This window comes from Mesorhizobium sp. M1006 (genome assembly GCF_040318825.1).
GTDB lineage: Bacteria > Pseudomonadota > Alphaproteobacteria > Rhizobiales > Rhizobiaceae > Mesorhizobium.
In genome coordinates this window covers 149,427-171,572 of sequence record NZ_JAMYMZ010000007.1, presented here as the reverse complement: position 1 = coordinate 171,572, position 22,146 = coordinate 149,427, and the positions used below count along the sequence as shown (strand labels likewise).

21 protein-coding genes are annotated in these 22,146 nt (G+C 63.8%); 12 read left to right on the top strand and 9 right to left on the bottom strand.

Annotated features, from left to right (window positions below):
• The first annotated feature begins 157 nt into the window (after positions 1-157).
• From NKH60_RS09345 to NKH60_RS09320, 6 genes are read left to right on the top strand one after another with little or no spacing between them, the layout of a single operon-like run.
• On the top strand, positions 158-1,018 hold the full coding sequence (locus NKH60_RS09345; RefSeq protein ID WP_352835783.1) for an FAD binding domain-containing protein: 861 nt from the start codon (positions 158-160) through the stop codon (positions 1,016-1,018).
• Positions 1,018-3,771, top strand: coding sequence for a molybdopterin-dependent oxidoreductase (locus NKH60_RS09340; RefSeq protein ID WP_352835780.1), 2,754 nt, complete (start codon positions 1,018-1,020; stop codon positions 3,769-3,771). Before NKH60_RS09345 ends, NKH60_RS09340 begins: the two co-directional genes overlap by 1 nt.
• Entirely contained in the window at positions 3,768-5,312 is a 1,545-nt protein-coding gene (locus NKH60_RS09335; RefSeq protein ID WP_352769453.1) for a 6-hydroxynicotinate reductase, read from the top strand. The genes NKH60_RS09340 and NKH60_RS09335 overlap by 4 nt, the downstream gene beginning before the upstream one ends.
• Entirely contained in the window at positions 5,309-6,184 is an 876-nt protein-coding gene (locus NKH60_RS09330; RefSeq protein WP_352835777.1) for a UPF0280 family protein, read from the top strand. Before NKH60_RS09335 ends, NKH60_RS09330 begins: the two co-directional genes overlap by 4 nt.
• Entirely contained in the window at positions 6,177-6,761 is a 585-nt protein-coding gene (locus NKH60_RS09325; protein WP_352506039.1) for an amino acid synthesis family protein, read from the top strand. The genes NKH60_RS09330 and NKH60_RS09325 overlap by 8 nt, the downstream gene beginning before the upstream one ends.
• Positions 6,758-7,219 carry a MarR family winged helix-turn-helix transcriptional regulator gene (locus NKH60_RS09320; protein ID WP_352506064.1) on the top strand — a complete coding sequence of 154 codons (462 nt, stop codon included), beginning with the start codon at positions 6,758-6,760 and terminating at the stop codon, positions 7,217-7,219. The genes NKH60_RS09325 and NKH60_RS09320 overlap by 4 nt, the downstream gene beginning before the upstream one ends.
• A gap of 68 nt (positions 7,220-7,287) precedes the next feature.
• On the opposite strand, the gene NKH60_RS09315 is transcribed toward NKH60_RS09320, so the two are convergent.
• The 3 genes from NKH60_RS09315 to NKH60_RS09305 are packed head-to-tail and all read right to left on the bottom strand — an operon-like array spanning position 7,288 to position 11,143.
• A complete protein-coding gene (locus NKH60_RS09315; RefSeq protein ID WP_352835774.1) occupies positions 7,288-8,253 on the bottom strand; it encodes a substrate-binding domain-containing protein in 966 nt (321 codons plus the stop codon).
• A complete protein-coding gene (locus NKH60_RS09310; RefSeq protein ID WP_352835773.1) occupies positions 8,250-9,563 on the bottom strand; it encodes an ABC transporter permease in 1,314 nt (437 codons plus the stop codon). The genes NKH60_RS09315 and NKH60_RS09310 overlap by 4 nt, the downstream gene beginning before the upstream one ends.
• Positions 9,560-11,143 (bottom strand): sugar ABC transporter ATP-binding protein, encoded by a 1,584-nt coding sequence (locus NKH60_RS09305; protein ID WP_352472367.1) that lies wholly within the window; start codon positions 11,141-11,143, stop codon positions 9,560-9,562. Before NKH60_RS09305 ends, NKH60_RS09310 begins: the two co-directional genes overlap by 4 nt.
• 217 nt (positions 11,144-11,360) lie before the next feature.
• On the opposite strand from NKH60_RS09305, the gene NKH60_RS09300 reads away from it, so the two are divergent.
• Both NKH60_RS09300 and NKH60_RS09295 read left to right on the top strand, forming a co-directional pair.
• Positions 11,361-12,380, top strand: a complete 1,020-nt coding sequence (locus NKH60_RS09300) for a LacI family DNA-binding transcriptional regulator (RefSeq protein WP_254815864.1) — start codon at positions 11,361-11,363, stop codon at positions 12,378-12,380.
• A 254-nt stretch (positions 12,381-12,634) separates the two neighbouring features.
• Positions 12,635-13,258, top strand: coding sequence for a L,D-transpeptidase (locus NKH60_RS09295; protein ID WP_352539938.1), 624 nt, complete (start codon positions 12,635-12,637; stop codon positions 13,256-13,258).
• Between the two features lie 156 nt (positions 13,259-13,414).
• On the opposite strand, the gene NKH60_RS09290 is transcribed toward NKH60_RS09295, so the two are convergent.
• The 3 genes from NKH60_RS09290 to NKH60_RS09280 form a co-directional block, all read right to left on the bottom strand.
• Complete coding sequence (locus NKH60_RS09290) at positions 13,415-14,416, bottom strand: LLM class flavin-dependent oxidoreductase (RefSeq protein ID WP_352814003.1); 1,002 nt, start codon at positions 14,414-14,416, stop codon at positions 13,415-13,417.
• 155 nt (positions 14,417-14,571) lie between these two features.
• Entirely contained in the window at positions 14,572-15,732 is a 1,161-nt protein-coding gene (locus tag NKH60_RS09285; protein ID WP_352835767.1) for an AI-2E family transporter, read from the bottom strand.
• 133 nt (positions 15,733-15,865) lie between these two features.
• On the bottom strand, positions 15,866-16,927 hold the full coding sequence (locus NKH60_RS09280; protein WP_352835764.1) for an LLM class flavin-dependent oxidoreductase: 1,062 nt from the start codon (positions 16,925-16,927) through the stop codon (positions 15,866-15,868).
• 230 nt (positions 16,928-17,157) lie between these two features.
• Here NKH60_RS09280 and NKH60_RS09275 point away from each other — a divergent pair, with 230 nt between their 5' ends.
• Entirely contained in the window at positions 17,158-17,586 is a 429-nt protein-coding gene (locus tag NKH60_RS09275; protein WP_352835761.1) for a DUF6481 family protein, read from the top strand.
• A gap of 83 nt (positions 17,587-17,669) precedes the next feature.
• Here the strand turns inward: NKH60_RS09275 and sugE are convergent, their stop codons facing one another.
• Both sugE and NKH60_RS09265 read right to left on the bottom strand, forming a co-directional pair.
• Positions 17,670-17,984 carry a quaternary ammonium compound efflux SMR transporter SugE gene (gene sugE, locus NKH60_RS09270; RefSeq protein ID WP_352472361.1) on the bottom strand — a complete coding sequence of 105 codons (315 nt, stop codon included), beginning with the start codon at positions 17,982-17,984 and terminating at the stop codon, positions 17,670-17,672.
• A 148-nt stretch (positions 17,985-18,132) separates the two neighbouring features.
• Entirely contained in the window at positions 18,133-18,258 is a 126-nt protein-coding gene (locus NKH60_RS09265; RefSeq protein ID WP_013528464.1) for a hypothetical protein, read from the bottom strand.
• A 215-nt stretch (positions 18,259-18,473) separates the two neighbouring features.
• Here NKH60_RS09265 and NKH60_RS09260 point away from each other — a divergent pair, with 215 nt between their 5' ends.
• The 3 genes from NKH60_RS09260 to NKH60_RS09250 all read left to right on the top strand — a co-directional run bounded on the left by NKH60_RS09260 (position 18,474) and on the right by NKH60_RS09250 (position 20,838).
• Entirely contained in the window at positions 18,474-19,283 is an 810-nt protein-coding gene (locus tag NKH60_RS09260) for a transglutaminase-like domain-containing protein (protein WP_352501143.1), read from the top strand.
• A 121-nt stretch (positions 19,284-19,404) separates the two neighbouring features.
• Entirely contained in the window at positions 19,405-20,367 is a 963-nt protein-coding gene (locus NKH60_RS09255; protein ID WP_352835758.1) for a cation diffusion facilitator family transporter, read from the top strand.
• 66 nt (positions 20,368-20,433) lie between these two features.
• Complete coding sequence (locus NKH60_RS09250) at positions 20,434-20,838, top strand: GFA family protein (protein WP_023676952.1); 405 nt, start codon at positions 20,434-20,436, stop codon at positions 20,836-20,838.
• A 39-nt stretch (positions 20,839-20,877) separates the two neighbouring features.
• On the opposite strand, the gene NKH60_RS09245 is transcribed toward NKH60_RS09250, so the two are convergent.
• Complete coding sequence (locus tag NKH60_RS09245) at positions 20,878-22,140, bottom strand: DNA recombination protein RmuC (RefSeq protein ID WP_352835755.1); 1,263 nt, start codon at positions 22,138-22,140, stop codon at positions 20,878-20,880.
• Positions 22,141-22,146: the final 6 nt, after the last annotated feature.

Sequence of the window (22,146 nt, the reverse complement as noted above, 5' to 3'; positions counted from 1 at the left end):
CCGGATGCACCGGTGCCAACAGTCGTGCAAACTCTGGCTTTGACAATTCCTGCCGGCTTGATATCATTTGCACACGAATGAATTTCCTGCCTTGAATGCTCGGGAAAATCTTTCGGCAGGATCCCCTCTCGGGAAGCCCATTCTGGGAAGGCAAAGCGTGATCCGTTACGCAAAACCCACCACGGTCGACGACGCCCTCGCTTTGCTGGGCGAAGGGCAATGGCGCATCCTCGCCGGCGGCACCGACTTCTATCCGGCACAGGGCAGCAAGCCTTTCCGCGACAATGTCCTCGATATCAATGGGCTGGTGGCATTGCGCGGCATTGCCGAAGCCGAAAACCATTGGCTCGTCGGCGCGCGCACCACCTGGACCGATCTCGTCCGCCATCCTCTGCCGGCGGCTTTCGACGCGCTGAAGCAGGCGGCGCGGGAAGTCGGCTCGGTGCAGATCCAGAACGTTGCCTCGATTGCCGGCAATCTCTGCAACGCCTCGCCGGCCGCCGATGGCGTGCCGGCGCTGCTGGTGCTCGATGCCGAAGTCGAACTGCGTTCCGCTGTGGCGACCCGGCATCTGCCCCTTGCAGAGTTCATCCTCGGCAACCGTCGCACCGCACTGCAGCCCGGCGAAATGGTCACGGCAATCCGCATTCCCAAACCCGCGACCGCCGGCAGCTCCGCCTTCGTGAAACTCGGCGCGCGGCGGTATCTCGTCATCTCCATCGCCATGGCCGCCGCACGCCTGGCCGTCGAAGATGGAATGGTCAGGAACGCGGCCGTCGCCGTCGGTTCCTGCTCGGTTGTCGCCAGGCGCCTGGCGGGTGTCGAGGCGGCGCTACGCGGCCGGCCCGTCGGCCAAGCGCTGGCCACTGCGATCCAATCCGCACCGATGGACGAGCTGTCGCCGATCGGCGACGTGCGCGGCAGCGCCGAATATCGGCTGGACGCTGCGCGCGAGATCGTCGCCCGCGCCGTGCTTGGTGCGATGGGCGCTGTTCCCGGCGAAAGGGCGGCGGCCTGATGGGCATGGAGCGCGCCGACATCGCCTTCGAAGTCAACGGCGCCGCCGTCAGCGTTTGTGTGCCGCCGGTGCGGCGGCTGTCCGCGGTGCTGCGCGACGAGTTGCGGCTGACTGGCACCAAGATCGGCTGTGATGCCGGCGACTGCGGCGCCTGCACGGTGCTGGTCGACGGCGAGCCGGTCTGCGCCTGCCTGATTCCCGCGGCTTCCGCCTCCGGCACCGTGGTGACGACCGTCGAAGGCCTCGCCAATGGCCGGCTGTCGGGGCTGCAGGCCTCGTTTCTCAGCCATGGCGCAGCGCAATGCGGCGCCTGCACGCCCGGCCTGCTGGTCGCCGCAACGGCACTCCTGGACAGGACGCCTTGCCCGAGCGAGGCCGAAACGCATGATGCGCTGGGCGGCGTGCTCTGCCGCTGTACCGGCTACCGCAAGATCGTCGCCGCGGTGATGGATGCTTGGCGCCACGCCGACGGCCTCGATCAGCACATGCCATCCTCTGGCCATGCCGTCGGCTCCTCCCCGATCCGCCTCGATGGCCTGCCGAAAGTCACCGGCGACGAAAAATTCGGCGGTGATTCTTTCCCGGCCGACGCATTGTCGGTGCTGGTGGTCCGCTCGCCGCATTATCATGCCGCTTTCACTTTTGGCGACCTCGGCAGTTGGGTGAAATCCCGTCCCGGCATTGCCGGCGTCTTCACCGCCGCTGACATTCCGGGAAAGAATTGTTTCGGCGTCATCGCGCCCTTCGCCGACCAGCCGGCGCTGGCCGAAGGGGTTTCGCGCTTTCGCGGTGAGGCGGTGGCCCTGGTTGCCGGCGAACGCGAGGCTATCCTCGATCTCGACCTTGCCGATTTGCCTGTCAGTTGGACCGAGTTGCCGCATTTTCTGGAAACTGGCGAAGCGCAGGCCGGCGGCGCGCAACTGGTCCATGAAAACCGGCCCTCGAACCTGCTCACCTCCGGCTTCGTCGAGCGTGGCGACCCCGAAGCCGCGCTCGCCGGTGCGGCTTTCGTCGTTTCCGGCGCCATCGACACTTCCTATGTCGAGCACGCCTATATTGAACCGGAAGCCGGCTATGCCTTCATGGACGGCGACACGCTGGTCGTCGTCGCCTGCACGCAGGCGCCCTATATGGACCGCGACGACACGGCAAAAGTGCTCGGCCTTGCCCCGGAACAGGTGCGCATCGTGCCGACCGCCACCGGCGGCGGCTTCGGCTCCAAGCTCGACGTCTCGCTGCAACCGCTCATCGGCCTCGTCGCCATGAAAACCGGCCGGCCGGCGGCGCTCGCCTACAGCCGCACCGAATCGATGATCTCGACCACCAAGCGCCATCCGGCTCTGATGAGAGCGAGCATCGGCGCCGATGCCGACGGCCGTGTCACCGGCATGGTCTTCGCCGGCGATTTCAACACCGGCGCCTATGCCAGCTGGGGGCCGACGGTCGCCAACCGCGTGCCGGTGCACGCCTCCGGCCCCTATGCGACGCCGAACTATCGCGCCGAAGGCCGCGCCATCCACACCAACGGCCCGATTGCCGGCGCCTTTCGCGGTTTCGGCGTGCCGCAGGCGACGATCATGCAGGAGACCCTCTATGACGACCTAGCCGACAAGCTCGGCATGGATCGGCTCGCCTTTCGCCTGAAGAACTGCCTTCGGAACGGATCCGAAACAGTCACCGGCCAGCGGCTCGAGTCGGGCGTCGGCATCGCCGACTGCCTCGAGGCCCTCCGTTCACATTGGCAGCGTGCCGTTCGCGATGCCGAAGCGTTCAATGCCGGTAGCAGCATCAAAAAACGCGGCGTCGGCATCGCTTCTTGCTGGTACGGCTGCGGCAACACCTCGCTGCCCAATCCGTCGACCATCAAGGTCGGCATCTCGGCATCGGGCGCAGTCGTCCTGCATCAGGGTGCGGTCGATATCGGGCAAGGCTCGAACACTGTCATCGCGCAGATCTGCGCCGATGCGTTGGGTCTTCCGCTCGAAAAATTCCTGCTGAAAGGCGCCGACACGGCGATCACCCCCGACGCCGGCAAGACCTCGGCCTCGCGCCAGACCTTCGTCACCGGCAAGGCCGCCGAAAAGGCCGGCCGCGCCTTGCGCGAGGAGATCTTGCGTTTCGCCAATGTCTCGGAAAAGGCGGCGATTGCGCTGGACGGCACAAGCCTGAGCATCAGGGAAGGCGAAGCGACCCGCCGCGTCGATCTTTCCTCGCTGAAGGCAGACCCCGAAGGCTTTGTCTTTCGCGCCGAGGAAAGCTACGACCCGCCGACGCTGCCGCTCGATGCCAAGGGCCAGGGCAAGCCTTATGCCGTCTATGGCTATGGCGCGCAGATCGCCGAACTGGAGGTCGACCTCAGGCTCGGCACCGTGAAGCTTATAAAAATCACCGCCGCTCACGATGTCGGCAAGGCCATCAACCCTTTACTGGCAGAGGGCCAGATCGAGGGTGGCATCGCCCAGGGCATCGGCATGGCGCTGATGGAGGAATTCATCCCCGGGCGCACCGAAAACCTGCACGACTATCTGATCCCGACGATCGGCGACGTGCCACCGATCGAGACCATCCTGATAGAAGTTCCGGATCCGGAAGGACCCTTCGGCGCCAAGGGTTTGGGCGAGCATGTGCTGATCCCGACGGCGCCGGCGATCCTCAACGCCATCCGCCACGCCACCGGTGTGCTGGTCACCAAAATTCCGGCGACGCCGACCCGCATCCGCGCCGCCATCCTCGACAAGGAGGCGCGCCGATGAGCGAGCTTGCCGAACGCTTCGAGACCCACGATCCCGGCGAGAAGCTGGTGGCCGAGAAGATCCGCTGCGATGCCTGTCCAGTCATGTGCTACATCGCCGATGGCCGCACCGGCGCCTGCGACCGCTACGGCAATGTTGGCGGCAGGATCGTGCGGATGGATCCACTGACCATCCTCGACCACGCGGCCGAGACCGGCGCCGCAATCGTACCCTTTGCCGAAGAAGGCGAGGCATGGGACGGCGAACTGGTCAACACCGGCCGCCGCTTCGTCACCGCCATCGGCGCCGGCACCACCTATCCCGATTACAAGCCGGCGCCCTTCATCGTCAGCCAGGAGGTCGAGGGCGTCGATCTGGTCACCGTCGTCACCGAGGGCATCTTCTCGTATTGCGGCGTCAAGGTGAAGATCGACACCGACCGTCATATCGGCCCCGAAACGGCTACGGTCCGTGCCCAAGGCGAGGCGATCGGCCATGTCACGACCGGCGAATACGGCTCGCAGATGCTGTCGCTGGGCGGCGTACATCATCTGACCGGCGGCTCGAAGGCTGAAGGGCGCGCCACCTGCGACGCCATGCTCGCCCTGTGCAACCGCAAACCGGTTGAACTCGTCATCGACGGCGGCGCCACCGTCATCGTCGAAGCCGGCAAGCCGCCGGTCATCGACGGCAAGCTCGAGCAGCGCATGCGCGTCGGCTGCGGTTCGGCTACCATAGGCATGTTCGCGACCCAATGGCGCGGCCTTGTCGACGAGGTGGTGGTGGTCGATGACCACATCACCGGCGTCGTCTCCGAGCATCAGGCCGGCAAGGTGCTTGGCTGGCAGGATACCGGCATCAAGATCATCGGCCGCCGTTCGACGCCGGGCCGTTATTTCAAGGTGTCGGAGCCCGGCCTCGGCTGGGGCGGCACCAGCATTTCCGACCCGCTGTCGATCCTTGGTGAATGGAACGCCAAAAAGGGTGCGCGCCCCGGCATGTCGCTGCTGATGGTCTCGACCACTGGTGAGCAATTCGCCTATTACGAGCTCGACGACGAATTGAAGCCGGTCCAGAAACCGTTCCCGGAGCGGCTGCGGAAGTCGGTCGAACTGATCGAGGACAATTGCGAGCCGGCGCTCTGCACCGTGCTTTTCGTCGGCGGCGCCGGCGGCTCGCTGCGCGCCGGCGTCACCGAGAACCCGGTCAATCTGACCCGCTCGGTGCAGGGCTTGACGACCTACGTGACGGTCGGCGGCGCGCCGGTCTATGTCTGGCCGGGCGGCGGCATCACGCTGATGGTCGACGTCACCCGCGTCCCGGAAGGCGCCTTCGGCTATGTGCCGACGCCGGCGCTGGTGGCGCCGATCGAGTTCACCATGCGCCGCGACGATTATGTCAGGCTTGGCGGCTACGAAGGCGAAATCCGCAGCGTCGACGATATCCTGGCCAAGGGCGGCGAATATCTCAATCCGCGCCGCGGCACGGCCGCACCCCGTGACAATCCCTGGCCGCCGCTGGCGCAGTTGCGTCGCGCGACCGCAAACGGGGCCGGGCGATGAACGGCCCGCAGGCGCATTGGCTCGAGGACGGCCGGAGGCTTCACCTCAATCATGGGCCGATCGATCTGATCGTCGAGGCATTCGGCGAGGCGAGTGAATGCAGCGCCGCATATCGCCAGGCAGTGGCGCGCTTCCAGACAATCCTGGTTGAACTGGTCGAAGAGTTGCCCGAACTGCGGCGCCCGGCCGCCTCGCGGCCACGTGCTTTCGTTGGCCCGACGGCGCGCCGCATGGAAGTGGCGGTCGTTCCGCTAGCGAAACAATTCATCACGCCGATGGCGGCCGTCGCCGGCTCGGTAGCCGACGAAGTGCTTGGCGCGCTGCTTGCCGGCCGCCGGCTCGAGCGCGCCTATGTCAATAATGGCGGCGACAGCGCGATCTATCTCGGCCACGGGCAGTCGATGATGCTTGCCATTGCCGGGACAGGTCATGGGTTGGCAGATCGTCTCACGATCCGCCCCGAAGACGGGATCCGCGGTGTCGCGACAAGCGGCTGGCGCGGCCGCTCCTTTTCGCTGGGCATCGCCGACGCGGTCACGGTGCTGGCGCGAACGGGTGCTGAAGCCGATGCCGCCGCGACCTTGATCGCCAACGCCGTCGACCTGCCCGGTCATCCGGCCGTTAGGCGCGTACGGGCGCGCGATCTCGCACCTGACAGCGACCTCGGCGACCGTTTGGTGACGCAGGGCGTGGGGCTGCTTTCCGCCGCTGAAATCGCTATCGCGCTGGAAGGCGGATTTGCCGTTGCCGAGGAGTTTCGGCGGCGCGGCCTGATTGCCGCCGCGGCACTTTTCCTCGGCGGTCAGGCGCGCATCGCAGGTCCGATGGCGCTCGCCAATAAAGTTTTAGAGAGGGAAATTGCTCATGCCTGAGTTTCCGATCCGCAAGATCGCCGTGCTGACCGAAGAGATTTTTCACGAAGGCGGGCCGGTGGCGAAGGTGCCGCGGCGCCGCGCGGCGGCCATGGCTGTGGTCAAGAACCCGTTCGCCGGCCATTACGTCGAGGAACTGCAGAGCGCCATGGAGGATTTGAAGCCGCTCGGGCTGCTGCTCTCCGACAGGCTTGTTGCCGCATTGGGCGGCGACGTCAAACAGATCGACGGTTACGGCAAGGGCGCCATCGTCGGCATGGCGGGCGAGCTGGAGCATGGCGCGCTGTGGCATGTGCCGGGCGGCTATGCCATGCGCGAACGGCTCGGCGACGCCAAGGCGATCGTGCCCTCGGCAAAGAAGGTCGGCGGCTTCGGCGCGCGGCTCGATGTGCCGCTCGGCCACATCAACGCCGCCTATGTGCGCAGCCATTTCGATGCCATGGAAATCGGCATCAGCGATGGCCCCCGTCCCGACGAGATCCTGTTTTGCCTCGCCATGACCTGCGGCCCGCGCGTGCACGACCGCATGGGTGGGCTGGCGGCCAAGGAAATTAAGGCATGGGATGGGCTGCGGTGAGCGCCGAGGACAATCGGCTCAAGCTGGTCGAGGCCGAGGAGCCTGACGAAAACGACTATCGCTTGCAGGAGCAGGTCGGCTTCATCCTGCGCAAGGCGCATCAGCGCCATGTCTCGATCTTCGCCGCACACATCGCCGATCTGACGCCGCCGCAATTTGCCGCTTTGGCCAAATTGCGCGACGTCGGCGAGACCTCGCAGAACCAGCTTGGCAGCCTGATCGCCATGGATGCGGCGACCGTGAAGGGCGTCATCGACCGGCTGAGAGCGCGTGGCTTTGTCGAACTTAGCAAACACGAAGTCGACAAACGGCGCCTGCTGGTCAATCTGACCGCTGAGGGGCGCGACGCGATCGAGCGGCTGATCCCGCTTGCCCGTGAGATTACGCAGGAAACGCTGGCGCCGCTTTCTGCCAAGGAAGCGGCCATTTTCATGAAGCTGCTGGCCAAGCTGGCTTAATCTGCTGCCTGCCGGCGCTTGGTTGTTGTTCCTGCCGGGCGCTGAACGCCCGGCAGGAAAGCCTCGTCTCAGAGGCCGTTGTCCTTCAGGATCTGGGCGGCATTTTCCTTGGTGATCTTCTCCGTCGGCAGGGTGATGGTCTTTTCCACTTTCTCCCCGTTCAGGAACTTGATCGCCTGCCGCAGCCCTTCGGCGCCCGGCGTCACATAAGTGAACGTCGCCGTCAGCTCGCCATTGGCGACCAGCTGCACGCCTTCATTGGGCAGGCCGTCGATGCCGATGAACTTGATGTCCTTCTCACGTCCGACGTCCTTGGCGGCAAGATAGGCGCCATAGGCCATCGGATCATTGTGGCCGTAGACAAGATCGATTTTCTCGTTGTTGCGCAACGCCGTCGCCATGATGTTGTAGGCCTGGTCCTGCTTCCAGTCGCCCGACTGCTGGTCGAGCAGGTATTTTATGCCCGGCTCCTTGTCGGTGAATTCATGGAAACCGTCATGGCGGTCGTGTGCCGGCTGGGTGCCCATGCCGCCCCAGATCTCGACAACGTTGCCGGCGGCCTTGCCCTTGCCGCCAAGCAGCTCGACGGCATATTCACCGGCAGCCCGGCCGATCAGCTTGTTGTCGCCGCCGACGAACTGCGTGTAGTCGTTGGTTTCGACGTTGCGGTCGAGCACGAAGACCGGGATCTTGGCATCGATCGCCTGCTGCACGACACCGGTCAGGCCGGCGGATTCTTTCGGTGATACCAAGAGCGCATCGACCTCCTGACGGATAAGGTTTTCGACATCGGCGACCTGCTTCTCGGTCTTGTCCTCGCCGTCGGTGATGATCAGCTCGACTTCCGGATGCTTGGCCGCTTCGGCCAGGATGTCCTTGTTGAACTGGGCGCGCCAGGGTTCGATGGTCGTCACCTGCGAGAAGCCGATCTTCCACTTCTTGTCCTGCGCATGGGCGCCGCCGGCAAGCATGGCGGTCGTGGTCAGGAGTGCCGCTGTCAGCCCGGCGAGCTTCAACAATTCACGTCGTTTCATTTCTTGTTTCCTCCAATATTCAGAGACGCGGTCTCTTGCGACGGCCGCTTTGCCGCGGCCGTTTCCTTGTGCGCTTGCCCGCCGGGCAGTCGCAGATAGAAGAGAAGATCACCGGCATTGCGCTCCTGTACGAGCACGGTACCGATGATGATCATCCCCTTCAGCACCAGCTGAAGGTTCGAATTGATGTTGTGCAGCTGCAGGATGTTGGAGAGCAGCCCGAAGATCAGCACGCCGCAGAACGTCCCGGTGAGGCTGCCGCGTCCGCCCATCAGGCTGGTGCCGCCGATGACCACGGCGGCGATCGCGTCGAGCTCCAGCCCGGCGCCGGCATCAGGCTTGCCTTGCCGGTATTGCGCGACATAGAGCACCGCCGCGATGCCGGCCAGCAGCCCTGACACGGCATAGGTGGCAATCTTGACGCGGCCGGCGGCGATGCCCGACAGTCGCGCCGCCTCCTCATTGCCGCCGATCGCATAGACATAGCGGCCAAACGGCGTGAACCGCAGCACGGCGCCGTAGGTCAGGATGGCGCCGAGGAAGAACAGGCCCGGCATCGGGATCACGCCGAATACCAGCGAGCGCAGCATTTCGAAATCGGCGGTGGCATTCGAGCCGGTGTAGACCGGCAGCACCGCATTGTTCTGGCCGGCTGTCAGCCGGGCGATGCCGAGCGCAGTGACCATCATCGCCAGCGTCACGATGAAGGGCTGCAGCCGCCCGGCGACGATGATGAAGCCGTTGAGCGCGCCGAACAGCAGGCCGACGCAAGGCGCCACCAGCAGCACGCCGAGCACGCCGAATTTTGAGCCCACCTGCGGCAGCAGGAACCACAGCACCAGACTGCACAGGATCACCCCGACAATGCCGGGTGTCACCAGCCCGCGAACGCTGTCCAACCTGATGTCGTGCGTGGCCTGCGCGCCGGCGCGGGATTTTTCGATGTTCAGCAGGATGAAACGAGTGACGAGAATGCCGAGGCAAAGGGCTGCCAGGGCAACTGTCGGCACCCCCAGCACCACCGCCGGCGTCACGCCGGGGACCGTCAGCAGCATGGCACAGACGACCGTGCAGATAGCCATCAGCGAGCCGACGGAAAGGTCGATACCGCCGGTGATGATCACCGCAGTCATGCCGGTGGCAATCAGCCCGGTGGTCGACACCTGGCGCAGCACGTCGAGCAGGTTGCCGTAGGACAGGAAGATGTTGTTGCCCTTGGAGCTGATCGGCGAGCCGAGCACGCCGATCAGGAAGATGGCGATCAGGCCCCAATAGAGCTTCGTCCGGGACAGGATATGCAAAATGCTCATGCGGCAGGCCTCGTCATCGTCCGTCGCGGCGCCGCAAGCCGCATGATGGCCTCCTCGCTGGCTTGCGCGCGGGACAGGATTCCCGTCTGGCGGCCGTCGGCCATGACCAAGATACGGTCGGAAAGATGCAGCAGTTCCGGCAATTCCGAGCTGATGACGGCGATCGCCAGCCCGTCTCGCGCCAGCTTGAAGATGAGATCGTAGATTTCCCGCTTGGCACCGACATCGATGCCGCGTGTCGGCTCGTCGAGCAGCAGCACCCGCGGCCTCGTCGCTAGCCATTTGCCGATGACGACCTTCTGCTGGTTGCCGCCGGACAGCGTGCCGGCCGGCTGCTCGACGGTCTCGCAGCGAATGCCGAGCGCCTTGACGGCGTCCCGTGCCAGCCCTTGCTCACCGGCCAGCGAGCGCACGCCGAACCGCGCCAGCGCGCCGACCAGCGGCAGCGCGACATTGTCGGTGATCGAGGCCTCGAGATGCAGGCCTTGCGTCTTGCGGTCTTCCGTGACCAGGGCGATGCCGAGCCGGCGCGCATCGCGCGGCGAACGGATTTCTACTGCCTCGCCATCGAGCCTGATCTCACCGCCGGCACGTCCGCCGCTGGACCCGAAGATGGTTTCCAGGATTTCGGTACGGCCCGAGCCCAGCAGCCCGCCGATACCGAGGATTTCTCCTGCGGCAAGATCGAAGCTGACGCCGTCGAGCACGGTGCGCCAACCATGGCGATTGGGCTTCGACAACGACAGCTCGCTTACGGACAGGACCGTGTTGCCACCGGGGATGCGGTGCTCCTGGGAGGAAGCAAGCAGGTTTCGCCCGACCATCGCCGAAATTATGGCGTCTTCGTCGAGCTTGTCCATCACCCGCGTCAGGACGTGGCGTCCATCGCGAAACACGGTGACGCGGCTGGCCAGATGCATGACCTCGTCGATGCGGTGCGAAATGTAGACGATCGCCACGCCGCTGTCGGCGAGCTGGCGGATGATGCGGAACAGCCGCTGGCATTCGGCCGGCGAAAGCGCCGAGGTCGGCTCGTCCATGATCAGAATGCGCGCCGACATCGACAGCGCCTTGGCGATCTCGACCAGCTGCTGTTCGCCGACGCGCAAGGCACCGACGCGCGCATCCGGGTCGAGCTCGATGCCGAGCCTTTGCAAGAGCGCGCCGGCAGCGCGGCTGCTCGCCTTGCGGTCGACGATCAGCCCGGCGATCAGCTTCTCGCGGCCGAGAAAGATATTGTCGGCGACGCTAAGTTCGGGAACGAGGTTCAGCTCCTGGTGGATGATGGCGATGCCGGCGCGCTCGGCTTCGCGGACGCCGGCAAAGCGCACCGGATGGCCATCGATACTGACCGTTCCGTTATAGTCCGTATAGACGCCGGACAGGATCTTCATCAGCGTCGACTTGCCGGCGCCGTTCTCGCCCATCAGCGCATGGACCTCGCCGCGCCGCAGTTCGAAGCCGACATCGACAAGCGCGGCGATACCGCCGAAGGACTTGGAGATGTGCTCGGCGCTCAGCACGATCGCCGAGCCGTCCGCCACAACGCCTTGCGCAGGGATGGAATTGCCGTGCTGCATGATAAGGACGGCCTCCCTCCGTCGTCACCGAACACCTCAAACGCTAATCTAAACGTTTCGATCATGTCAAGGTAATATCTGGAGCCTGAGATTGTTCCATTTCAATTCTTGCGCAAAATCATAAGATTCCGTACGTATTGCTACCGTGGAGTGGTGAAACGTTTCGAAAATGACAGCGTCAGGACGAAAAAAGCAGCGCAAATTCACTGCCCCGACTATGCTTCATGTGGCCGAGGCCGCGCGTGTTTCCGTGGCCACCGTATCGGCGCTGATCAATGGCACCGCGACCGTCAGCCCCGAGCTCAGCCAGCGGATCGAACAGGCGATCCGCGACATCGGTTATAAGCGCAACGCTATCGCCCGCAGCCTCAAGATGGGCACCACACGCACCATCGGGCTCACCGTCCCACACATCACCAATCCGTTCTTTACCGACGTGGTTTCGGTCATCCAGCAGGCTTTCGACAGGGCCGGCTACGCCGTCATGCTGTGCTGCACCGACGAGCACCTGAACACGCAGGACGACCAGATCAGGCTGCTGCTCGACCGCATGGTCGACGGACTGATCGTCGCGCGTGTCGGTGACGGCGCGATCCTCAAACGGATTGTCGACGACGCCAATGTGCCGGTCGTGCTGCTCGACCGTGTTTGCCAGGGTGTCGACACCGATGCCGTCGTTCTCGACAATCAGCGCGCGGTGTTCGACGCCATCACTTATCTGATCGATCTCGGCCATCGGCGCATCGGCTACATCTCCGGCTCGTTCGATATCTCGCCGATGCATGACCGCATGGCGGGATACCGCGAGGCCCTCCAGGCCGCCGGCCTGCCGGCCGAACCCGAGCTCGTCCGCTTCGGCAACTTCCACGAAGTCGATGGCTACAACGCCACCATGCAGCTGCTTTCGCTGCACGACCGGCCGAGCGCCATCTTTTCGGCCAACAACCCGATGGTGATCGGCACCATGAAGGCCATTCGCGATATCGGCCTGTCCTGTCCGGAGGATATTTCCGTCGCTTGCTTCGACGATTTTCCGTGGTCGGATGTGTTCCGGCCGCAATTGACCACGGTCGCACAGCCCGTGCAGGCGATCGGCGAACAGGCGGCCAATCTGCTGCTCGACCGGCTCGCCGGAAACAGGGATGCGCCGCCGCGCAAGCTGACGCTCAAGGGACGCTTGATGATCCGCAATTCATGCCGTCCGCTAGGTGCGACTGCGCAGAGCGTCAGCGCGTAGCGCGTGGGCTCTGTTCAGAAACTTTGCAATGCCGGACGGACAGCGCTCCCTCTGTCCTGCCGACCCCAGGTCTGCGCAGCCACTACGGGGGTTCGTCGTTCAAAAACCGAGCAATTGAAGGACGCGGCGCCGATCGGGCCAAGTGGCCAACAATTAGCCAGCCGACAGTCAGGAAAATCTTGGCAATCGAAGCATGTCGGATTAGGAATATGACGAGATGCGACAGATCGTTCACACGGGCGCCGGCTTGAGTCATGCGCGTGAAATCGATCCTAATCGGGCTGGTACTTGCTGGGATGGCCGCATTCTCCGGCTGCACCACCGGCGGAGCGTTACAGACCTTTCCCCAGGCCTATGGCGGCCTCACCGACGCCGGTTTTCGCGTTCCGCCGGTTCCGATCTACAAGGTTGACCAAAAGTTCCATCGGCAGACAGTGCCTTATGCGACTGAAGAGGCGCCGGGCACCATCATTGTCGATACAGGAGCGAAGTTCCTCTACTACGTGTTGGGAGACGGTCAGGCGCTGCGCTACGGAATCGGCGTCGGCAAGGCGGGCTTCGAGTGGCATGGCACTGCTCACGTTGCGAGGAAGCGCGAATGGCCGGATTGGAGCGCGCCGTCTGCGATGATCGTGCGCGAGCAGAAGCGAGGCCGCATCATACCGGCCCATATGGAGGGCGGACTCATGAACCCGCTCGGGGCGCGGGCGCTCTATCTTTTTAACGAGAAAGGTGACACTGGATATCGCCTGCACGGTAGCCCTGAATGGTGGTCCATCGGCAAAGCTGTGTCGGCGGGCTGCATTCGCCTCATGAACCAGGACATCATCGATCTCTATGACCGCGCCACAATCGGCACCAAGGTGATCGTTATTTAGTGGACGCCGCGTTTCCCGCTAACGGACGAGCATGACGGATCGAAAACCTCCGCGCAAAACGCGCGAAATGTTCGCTATGTTTTCGCACACCTGTTCGCGATGTTCCCTGCCTAAGGCCGGCCTTGCCCGCAACAGTGGCAAGTGGCGAACCAACTCTCAGGCAGCTTCCGACAGCGATTTGTGGGCGTCGGCCAGGATCTCGAACGAGCGCACCCGCGCCGCATGGTCGAAAATCTGCGCTGTGACCATCAACTCGTCGGCGCCTGTCCGGCGCACAAACGCCTCGATGCCTTGCCTGACTGTTTCGGGAGAGCCGACGACGGCGCAGGAAAGCGCTTGGCCGAGCATGGTCTTGGCCATTGGATCGAGGTCGCGCTCATATCCTTCGACCGGCGGCGGCAATCGGCCGGGCCGGCCGGTGCGCAGATTGACGAAGGCCTGCTGCAGCGAGGTGAACAGCAGCCGCGCCTCGGCATCGGAAGGAGCGGCGAAGACGTTGAGGCCGAGCATCACATAAGGCTTGTCGAGCTGCTCCGAAGGCTGGAAACGCGAGCGGTAGATCTCCAGAGCATGGTCGAGCTCGGCCGGCGCAAAATGCGAAGCGAAAGCGTAGGGCAGGCCGAGCATGGCGGCAAGCTGCGCGCCGTAGAGGCTGGAACCGAGAATCCAGATCGGCACCTTTTCGCCTTCGCCGGGCACCGCGCGGATGCGTTGGCCGTCTTCGGCCGGCTGCAAGTAACCCATCAGCTCGACGACGTCCTGCGGGAAATTGTCGGCGCCAGCGTCGAGGTTACGGCGCAGCGCCCGTGCCGTGGCCATGTCGGTGCCGGGCGCCCGGCCGAGGCCGAGATCGATGCGGCCAGGATGCAGAGCGTTGAGCGTACCGAACTGCTCGGCGATGACCAGCGGGGAATGATTGGGCAGCATGACGCCGCCGGCGCCGACGCGTATCGTATCGGTGCCGCCGGCCACATGGGCAATGACCACCGAGGTGGCAGCGCTGGCGATGCCCGGCATATTGTGGTGCTCTGCCAGCCAATAGCGCCGGTAACCCAGCCGCTCGGCATGACGGGCGAGATCGAGCGAATTGGCGAGTGACTGTGAAGCGTTGCTGCCTTCGACGATCGGCGACAGGTCGAGAACGGAAAGAACGGTCATCGGCGCGGGTTTCCTGTGGCCGAAGGGATGTAGGAAGCCGTTGCCGAGGCGGCAAATTCAAAATGTTGATGGAGCGCTGAGGGCACAACGGACGTGCGACCGATGCAAGGTCGTGATCTGCACCATCGGGGGGACGCTTTTGACCCTTTAAGCCGCTACTTGTTCACCTCGGAAATCTCTTCGTCCTCGATCGCTGCCGTGTGTTGCGCCGCCAGGAAATTGCCGACATGGCTGAGACCGTCGAAATGATCGCAGAACACCTTGATGACGACCAGCAGCGGCACCGCCAGCAGCGCGCCGACAAAACCCCATAGCCACGACCAGAAGGCGATGGCGATGAGGATCGCCACTGCGTTGATTTCGAGACGGCGGCCGACCACCGTCGGCGTCACGAACTGGCCTTCGACGATGTAGCATAGAACGACGAAGGCCGGCGCCAGCAGCGCGTAGGAAATCGTGTCGAAGCTTATCAGCGCAATGATCGTGACCAGCGTGATGGTGATTAACGCTCCGATATAGGGCAGGAAATTGAGCAGAGCCGCTGCCGCGCCCCAGACCTGCGCGTTTGGCACGCCGAGTGCCCACAGGCCGAGCCCGATGACCACGCCGAGACATGTATTGATGATCGTGACGGTAAGCAGATAGTGCGAGATTTCACGTTCGACGTCGTAGACGACACGCAGTGCCCGCTTCTTTTCGCTGAGACTGGGGAAGGATTGGACGATCTTTTCATAGAACATCGTGCCGGAGGCGAGCAGGAACAGCGACAGGACGAAGACGATGGTGACGCTGGTGCCGGCCGACAGTACATTGCCGGCGGCCTGCGAGAGAATACCGGATGGCGCCATCGCCACCCTCTGAACGCCCGGCTCCTGGGATGTCTGCGTCAGTCCCTCTATCTGACGCGAAACCTCCACGATCCTTTCGAACGGACGGCGCAGTTGTGCCAGACGTTCGGTAAGCTGCTGGCCGATCGTCGAGGTGTTGTTGATGAGATCGATGACCGGGCCGCTGAGCAGATATCCCGCGACGGCGACGAGGCAGAACGAAAGCAGCACCAGCAGTGTCGCTGAAATGACATCGGGCATGCCATGCTTGCGCAGGAGGCGAACGATCGGCGTCAGCGTCAGCGCCAGCAGGAAAGCCAGAATGACCGGCATGAAGAAGGCGCGGGCGAAGTAAAGCGCGTAGATCGCCATGAGGATGAAGATGCCGACGAGCAGCGAACGCATCAGATGCGCATCCGCCCGCGCCTCGACGCGCGGATCCGGGCTTTCGGCAGCGCTTGCGCCCGAAGCGTCGGGTTCGGCTTTCATTCTGACCCTCGGCGGCACACCGCGATTGGTGCAGACCGTTGGCGAAAACGCCTCTGTCGCTTCAAGGTTCCGTTAGCCGGCGTCACCGGCAAGGCCGCCTCGCGGCCTTGCCAATGAATCAGGTGACTGGGAATCAGGCAACCGGCGCCGCCACGGCGGGAACGGCCTTCGCAGTTTCCCGGCGCACGATCGGCGCCACTTTGGTGCCGTAGAGTTCGATGGCCTTCATCACCTTGGCGTGCGGCATGGTGCCGATCGCCATTTGCAGCAGGAAGCGGTCGTTGCCGAATATCCTGTGCTGGGCAACGATCTTCTCGGCCACCTGTTCTGGATTGCCGACGAACAGCGCGCCGTTTGGGCCGCGCGATTGGTCGAAATGCGCCCGCGATGTCGGCCCCCAGCCGCGCTCGCGGCCGATGCGGTTCATCACCTCGGCCTGCGGCCCGTAAAAATCGTCGGCTGCCTGGTCCGTGCTGTCGGCAATGAAGCCGTGCACGTTGAGACTGGTGGCAAGGCTTGCCGGATCGTTGCCGGCGCGCCTGGCTGCATCCCTGTAGATGTCGAACAGCGGTGCGAACCGCGCCGGCTCGCCACCGATGATCGCCAGTGCCAGCGGCAACCCGAGCACGCCCGCGCGGGCGACGGATTGCGGTGTTCCACCGACGGCGATCCAGATCGGCAATTTGTCCTGCAAGGGCCGCGGATAGACGCCGCGGTCGTTGATCGGCGCGCGCAGACTGCCCGACCAGGTCACCTTGACATGATCGCGGATGGCGAGCAGCAGGTCGAGCTTTTCGGCGAAGAGCTCGTCATAATCTTCGAGATTGTAGCCGAACAGCGGAAAGGACTCGATGAACGAGCCGCGCCCGGCCATGATCTCGGCACGGCCGCCGGACAGAAGATCGAGGGTGGCAAACTGCTGGAAGACGCGCACCGGATCGTCGGACGACAGCACGGTGACAGCGCTGGTCAGCCTTATGCGCTTGGTCCGTTCGGCCGCCACCGCCAGCGCCACCACCGGAGCCGAGGCAGCATAGTCGGGACGGTGGTGCTCGCCGAGACCAAAGACGTCCAGCCCGACCTGGTCGGCGAGCTCGATCTCCTCGATCAGGTTGCGCAACCGCTCATGCGCACCGATCGCACCGGGACCTGGTTCCGGGCTGACGTCGGCGAAGGTGTAGAGACCGAGTTCCATAGTGTGTCATCTCAGCGTTTTGTCTTGGCGCTACACGTAGCGATCAGTCCGCCGCCCCGCCAGATGCCTGGATGGTGAACAGTGCGGGTGCCTTTCAGCCGAATTCAATCGAAATGGCGTCTCCCGGCTGCAACAGATCAGAATTTCATGGCTGGCATACCGTTTTGGCGCTTGAACTCTCGGTTTTCACGCGTATGTAAGCCTCGCAAATTGACTTCAGGGAAGTGGACTTGGCTATCTATAGGGAAAAAGACGTTTTCGAGCGGCGCAATGCCGCAAACGAGGCAAAGAAGGCGCTTCTGGAGCGCTTCAAGGCAAAGCCGGCGGCAGATGATCCAGCGGTGCTGGCACGACAGGCCGAGCGCAAGGCGATCCTCGAGGCCCGCGCTATACGCGAGGCCGAAAAGGCCAGGCTGAGGCAGGAAAAGCTGGCGCGCGAAGCGGTCGAAAAGGCCGAGCGCGAGGCAGCTGCCGAAGCGGCACGCATCGCTGCGGAAGAAGCCGCACAGGCCGAAGCGAAGATCCGGGAAGCTGAAGAGAACGAGCGCATCGCCCGTTTTCTTGCCGACGAGGCCGAACGCAAGGCCAAGCGTGATGCGCGCTATGCCGCGCGCAAGCAGCGCACCGGCAGGACGCCGCCCGGCTTCTCCGCGCGATAGCGCCTTCCGGCACTGATCAGCCGAATTCAAGAATCAGGGGCCGCCTTGCAGCGGCCCCGAACGCGTTCGTCTGTCAGAATCGGCTAAGCCGCGAGCTTCAGTCCCATGATGCCGCAGACGATTAGCGCGATGCAGGCCAGCCTGATCGCCGTCGCTGGGTCGCCGAGCTGCCATATCCCCAACAGCGCCGTGCCGACGGTGCCGACGCCGGTCCACACCGCGTAAGCGGTGCCGACCGGCAACGCCTTCAGCGCCAGGCTGAGCAAGGTCAGGCTGACGATCATCGAGGCAACCGTCAGGACGGTTGGCAGCGGCTTCGAGAATCCGTCGGTGTATTTGAGGCCGATCGCCCAGCCGATCTCGAACAGGCCGGCGAGGAACAGGAAAACCGACGACATCGGAACGCTCCGTTTCGATGGCTTTCGGCCGATTTCTTGAAAAGCGCAAAAATTGCCTTCGCCGCATCCAAGGGGATGCGCGTGAGCTTAATGAACAATCATACCGGCCGCGTTTGCGGCCGGTCGAAATAAGCCGGTAGCTGCGGCTCTACTTGTCCTTCAGCTTCATCGCCTTCACTGGCGGTGCCTTCAGGGCCGGCGCCGGAGCCGGTTTCTTCGCGTCCTTCTTCGGCTTGCGGGCCTCCTTGCCTGCCTTCATCGCACCCTTAGCCATGATTCGTTCCTCCAGTTGATATCTGGCGAAGTGAAACAAGAGAAAACGCTCGACTGCAAGAGGCCGCTGCCGTGCAGTCGCCTGGCCGATGGGCTGTCAACCGGTTTCTAATTCCCTCGTAAACCGCAGCGGTCCGTGCCATGGTCTTCTTCGCACTGCAGCATCAGCCCTCGCGTTTCGCCAGCTGATGATCAGGCAGGCCGGTCAGGACGACAATGCGGATCCACATCGGTTGCCAGATGAGCTTCGACTTCCCGCAGGAAACACCGCTGATCGCGATGCTAAATGTCCATTATTCGCGCGCATCCGATCTTGAGCGGCCGGACTTCCTGACGTCGAACCCGCCGGTGCCGATCGAGAGCTACCGCGACAGTTTCGGCAATTGGTGCAACCGTTTCGTTGCGCCGGCCGGGCGCTTTGCGTTCGGCACGGACGCGGTGATCCGCGACCCCGGCTCCTTCGAGACGCGCGAGCTGACGGCGTGGCAGCACGAGGTCCGCGATCTGCCGTCGGAGACGCTGCTGTTCCTGCTGCCCAGCCGCTATTGCGAGAGCGACGTGCTGTCGAATGAAGCGTGGCGGCTGTTCGGCAGCACCCCGCTCGGCATTCCGCGCGTCCAGGCGGTCTGCGACTTCGTCCATAACCACATCGTCTTCAACTATTTCAATGCGCGGCCGACGCGCACCGCCGCCGAGGCCTATCGCGAGCAGAGTGGTGTATGCCGCGACTTCGCTCATCTCGCTGTCGCCTTCTGCCGCGCCCTGAACATTCCGACCCGCTACTGCACCGGCTATATCAGTGATATCGGCCTGCCAAAGCCGTGGTCGGACATGGATTTCGCCGCCTGGATGGAAGTCTATCTCGGCGGCCGCTGGCACGCGTTCGACCCGCGCAACAACGCGCCGCGCATCGGCCGCATCCTGATTGCCTCCGGACGCGATGCCGCCGATGTGCCGCTGACCCACATTTTCGGGCCGGGCGCGCTGGCTGGCTTCAAGGTCTGGACGGACGAGGTCGTCGAATAGCCCGCGCCGCCCTTTTGAACAACTGACCTTGTGAACAACTGGGCGCTTCAGGCGTTGTGAGAGCTGTGGAGCGTGGGCGGACGCTCCGCCAATCTCGGGGCATCAACCAGGGCAGCACACCATGGCGGCGCATGGCGGGTCGAAAAAAGTGATCTATGCGGCGCTCGCCGGAAATCTTGCGATCGCACTGACCAAATTCGCCGCTGCCTTGTTCACGGGCAGCTCGGCAATGCTCTCGGAAGGCGTCCACTCGCTCGTCGATACCGGCAATGGCAGCCTGCTGCTTTACGGCATGCACCGTGCCGCGCGCCCGGCCGACCGCACGCATCCGCTCGGCCATGGCCGCGAGCTGTACTTCTGGAGCTTCATCGTCGCGCTCCTTGTCTTTGCACTGGGCGCCGGCATATCGTTCTACGAAGGCGTGATGCACATCATGGCGCCGGAGCCGATCGCCAACGCCAAGGTGAACTACGCTGTCCTCGGCCTTTCCTTCCTCTTCGAAGGCACCTCTTGGCTGGTGGCGCTGAAGGAATTCCGCCACCAAAAAGGCAGCCACGGCTGGCTCGAGGCGGTGCAGCTCAGCAAGGATCCGAGTGTCTACACCGTACTCTTCGAGGACAGCGCGGCACTTCTCGGCCTCGTTGTCGCCTTCGCCGGCATATTGGCGGCGGAACTGCTGGACATGCCGAAGCTCGACGGCGCCGCGTCGATCGGCATCGCGCTGATCCTGGGCGGGACCGCGATCTTCCTGGCGCGCGAAAGCAAGAGCCTGCTGCTCGGCGAGCCGGCCTCGCCCGAGGTGCAAACAGAGGTGCTGGCCATCGTCCAGCAGGACCCGGCGGTGCAACGGGCAAATGGCGTGCTGACGCTGCATATGGGTCCGCAGGAGATCGTCGCCGCTTTGAGCATCGAGTTCGAGGATCATTTGTCGGCGCCGGAGATAGAGACCTGTGTCGAGCGCCTCGAGACGCGGCTGAAAGCGGAGATGCCGGAGGTGACGCGGCTGTTCGTCAAGCCGCAGACCACCGGCACCTGGGAACGCCGGAGCAAGGCCTTGGCGGCGTCCGGAGGGGAACCGGCCTGAGGAAATGGCTGCGCCATCGGGCAGTCCCGGTTATGATTGCGGGCAAAAGCTCCAGGAGGAACGAAGATGAAAATCGACGGCGCGTGTCATTGTGGCGCTATCACTTACGAGGCCGAAGTCGATCCGGAAAAGACCACCATTTGTCACTGCATCGATTGTCAGAAGCTAACCGGAACGGCCTTTCGCGTCACCGTGCCGGCGTCCGAGGACAATTACAGGATCACCAAGGGCACGCCGAAGATCTACATCAAGACCGGTTCGAGCGGCGCCAAGCGCGCCCAGGCATTTTGCGGTGAGTGCGGCTCGCATCTCTACGCCACGTCGGCGGGCGAGGGACCGAAGGTTTACGGTATCAGGGTCGGCACGGCACGGCAGCGCGAGCAACTGGTGCCGAGAAAGCAGATCTGGCACCGCTCGGCGCTGCATTGGCTGCCGGAATTCGAAGGCACAACCATCATCGAGGAGCAGTAGCGCCAGACCGGGGCGAAGCCTCCGGTTCCGGCGCAGCTCTCAATCGTCGCCTTCGACGACCCTTAGCCTCAACTGCCCGGTTTTCGAATCGGCGACGCGCGGGCTGCTTTCCGCTTTTGCTCCGCTGCCATTCGAACCAGCGGTGTCCTCCGCCGGCTGCACGCCAAACTCCAGCGCCTCGATCTTTTGTCCGCGCCTGGTCACCTTCGATGTCGAGACCAGAATGTCGTCGATATCCTTGGCCGATTGGCCAAAATGCGTCTGCAATTTGCGCACCCGCTCGTCTAGCCGGGAGACGTCTTCCATCAGCCGGATAACCTCGCCCTGGATCAGGTGTGCCTGCTCGCGCATGCGGGCATCCTTGAGGATCGCCTGGATGACCTGGATCGACAGCATCAAAAGCGATGGCGAGACGATGACGATCCGTGAGCGATGCGCCTTCTGGACAACGGCCTCGAAATTCTCGTGGATTTCGGCGAACACCGATTCCGAAGGCACGAACATGAAGGCGGTGTCCTGCGTCTCGCCCTGGATCAGGTATTTTTCGGAAATATCGCGGACATGCACCTCGATGTCGCGGCGGAAAGCCTGTGCGGCGGTCTTCTGCAGTTCGGCGCCTTCGGCGGCCCGGATGGCATTCCAGGCCTCGAGCGGAAACTTTGCATCGATGGCAAGCGACGGTGCGCCGTTCGGCATCTTCACCAGGCAGTCGGGCCGGCTGCCATTCGACAAGGTCGCCTGGAATTCATAGGCGCCGTGCGGCAATCCGTCGGCGACGATGGCTTCCATACGCGACTGGCCGAAGGCGCCGCGCGTCTGCTTGTTGGAAAGGATCGCCTGCAATTGCACGACCTGGCCGGCCAGCGACTGGATGTTGCCTTGCGCGATATCGATGACCGCCAGCCGTTCCTGCAGCTTGGCGAGGCTCTCATGCGTCGATCTCGTCTGCTCGGTCATGGTCTGGCCCAGGCGGCCGGTCATGGCATCGAGACGCTGGCCGATCGACTGTGTCAGTTCCGCCTGGCGCGCCCCGAACACTTCGGCGATGGCGCCCATGCGGCCCTGCATTTCCGCCTGGCTTGCCAAGATGCCGGCCATCCGCACCTCGGCGTCGCGGGCGTGGTCGGCGGCTTCGGCGGCCGCCACTGCACGCGCCTTGGCCGATCGCCAGAGCGCAACGACGAGCGCCACGAACAGTCCAAGGAACAGCATTGCGCCGAAACCCAGGGCATGGCCGAGCGTGATCGTGGTGGCGCCTAGGCGGGCGACAGGTTCGGACAGGATGGTGGCCAGATCGTTCATGTCGAC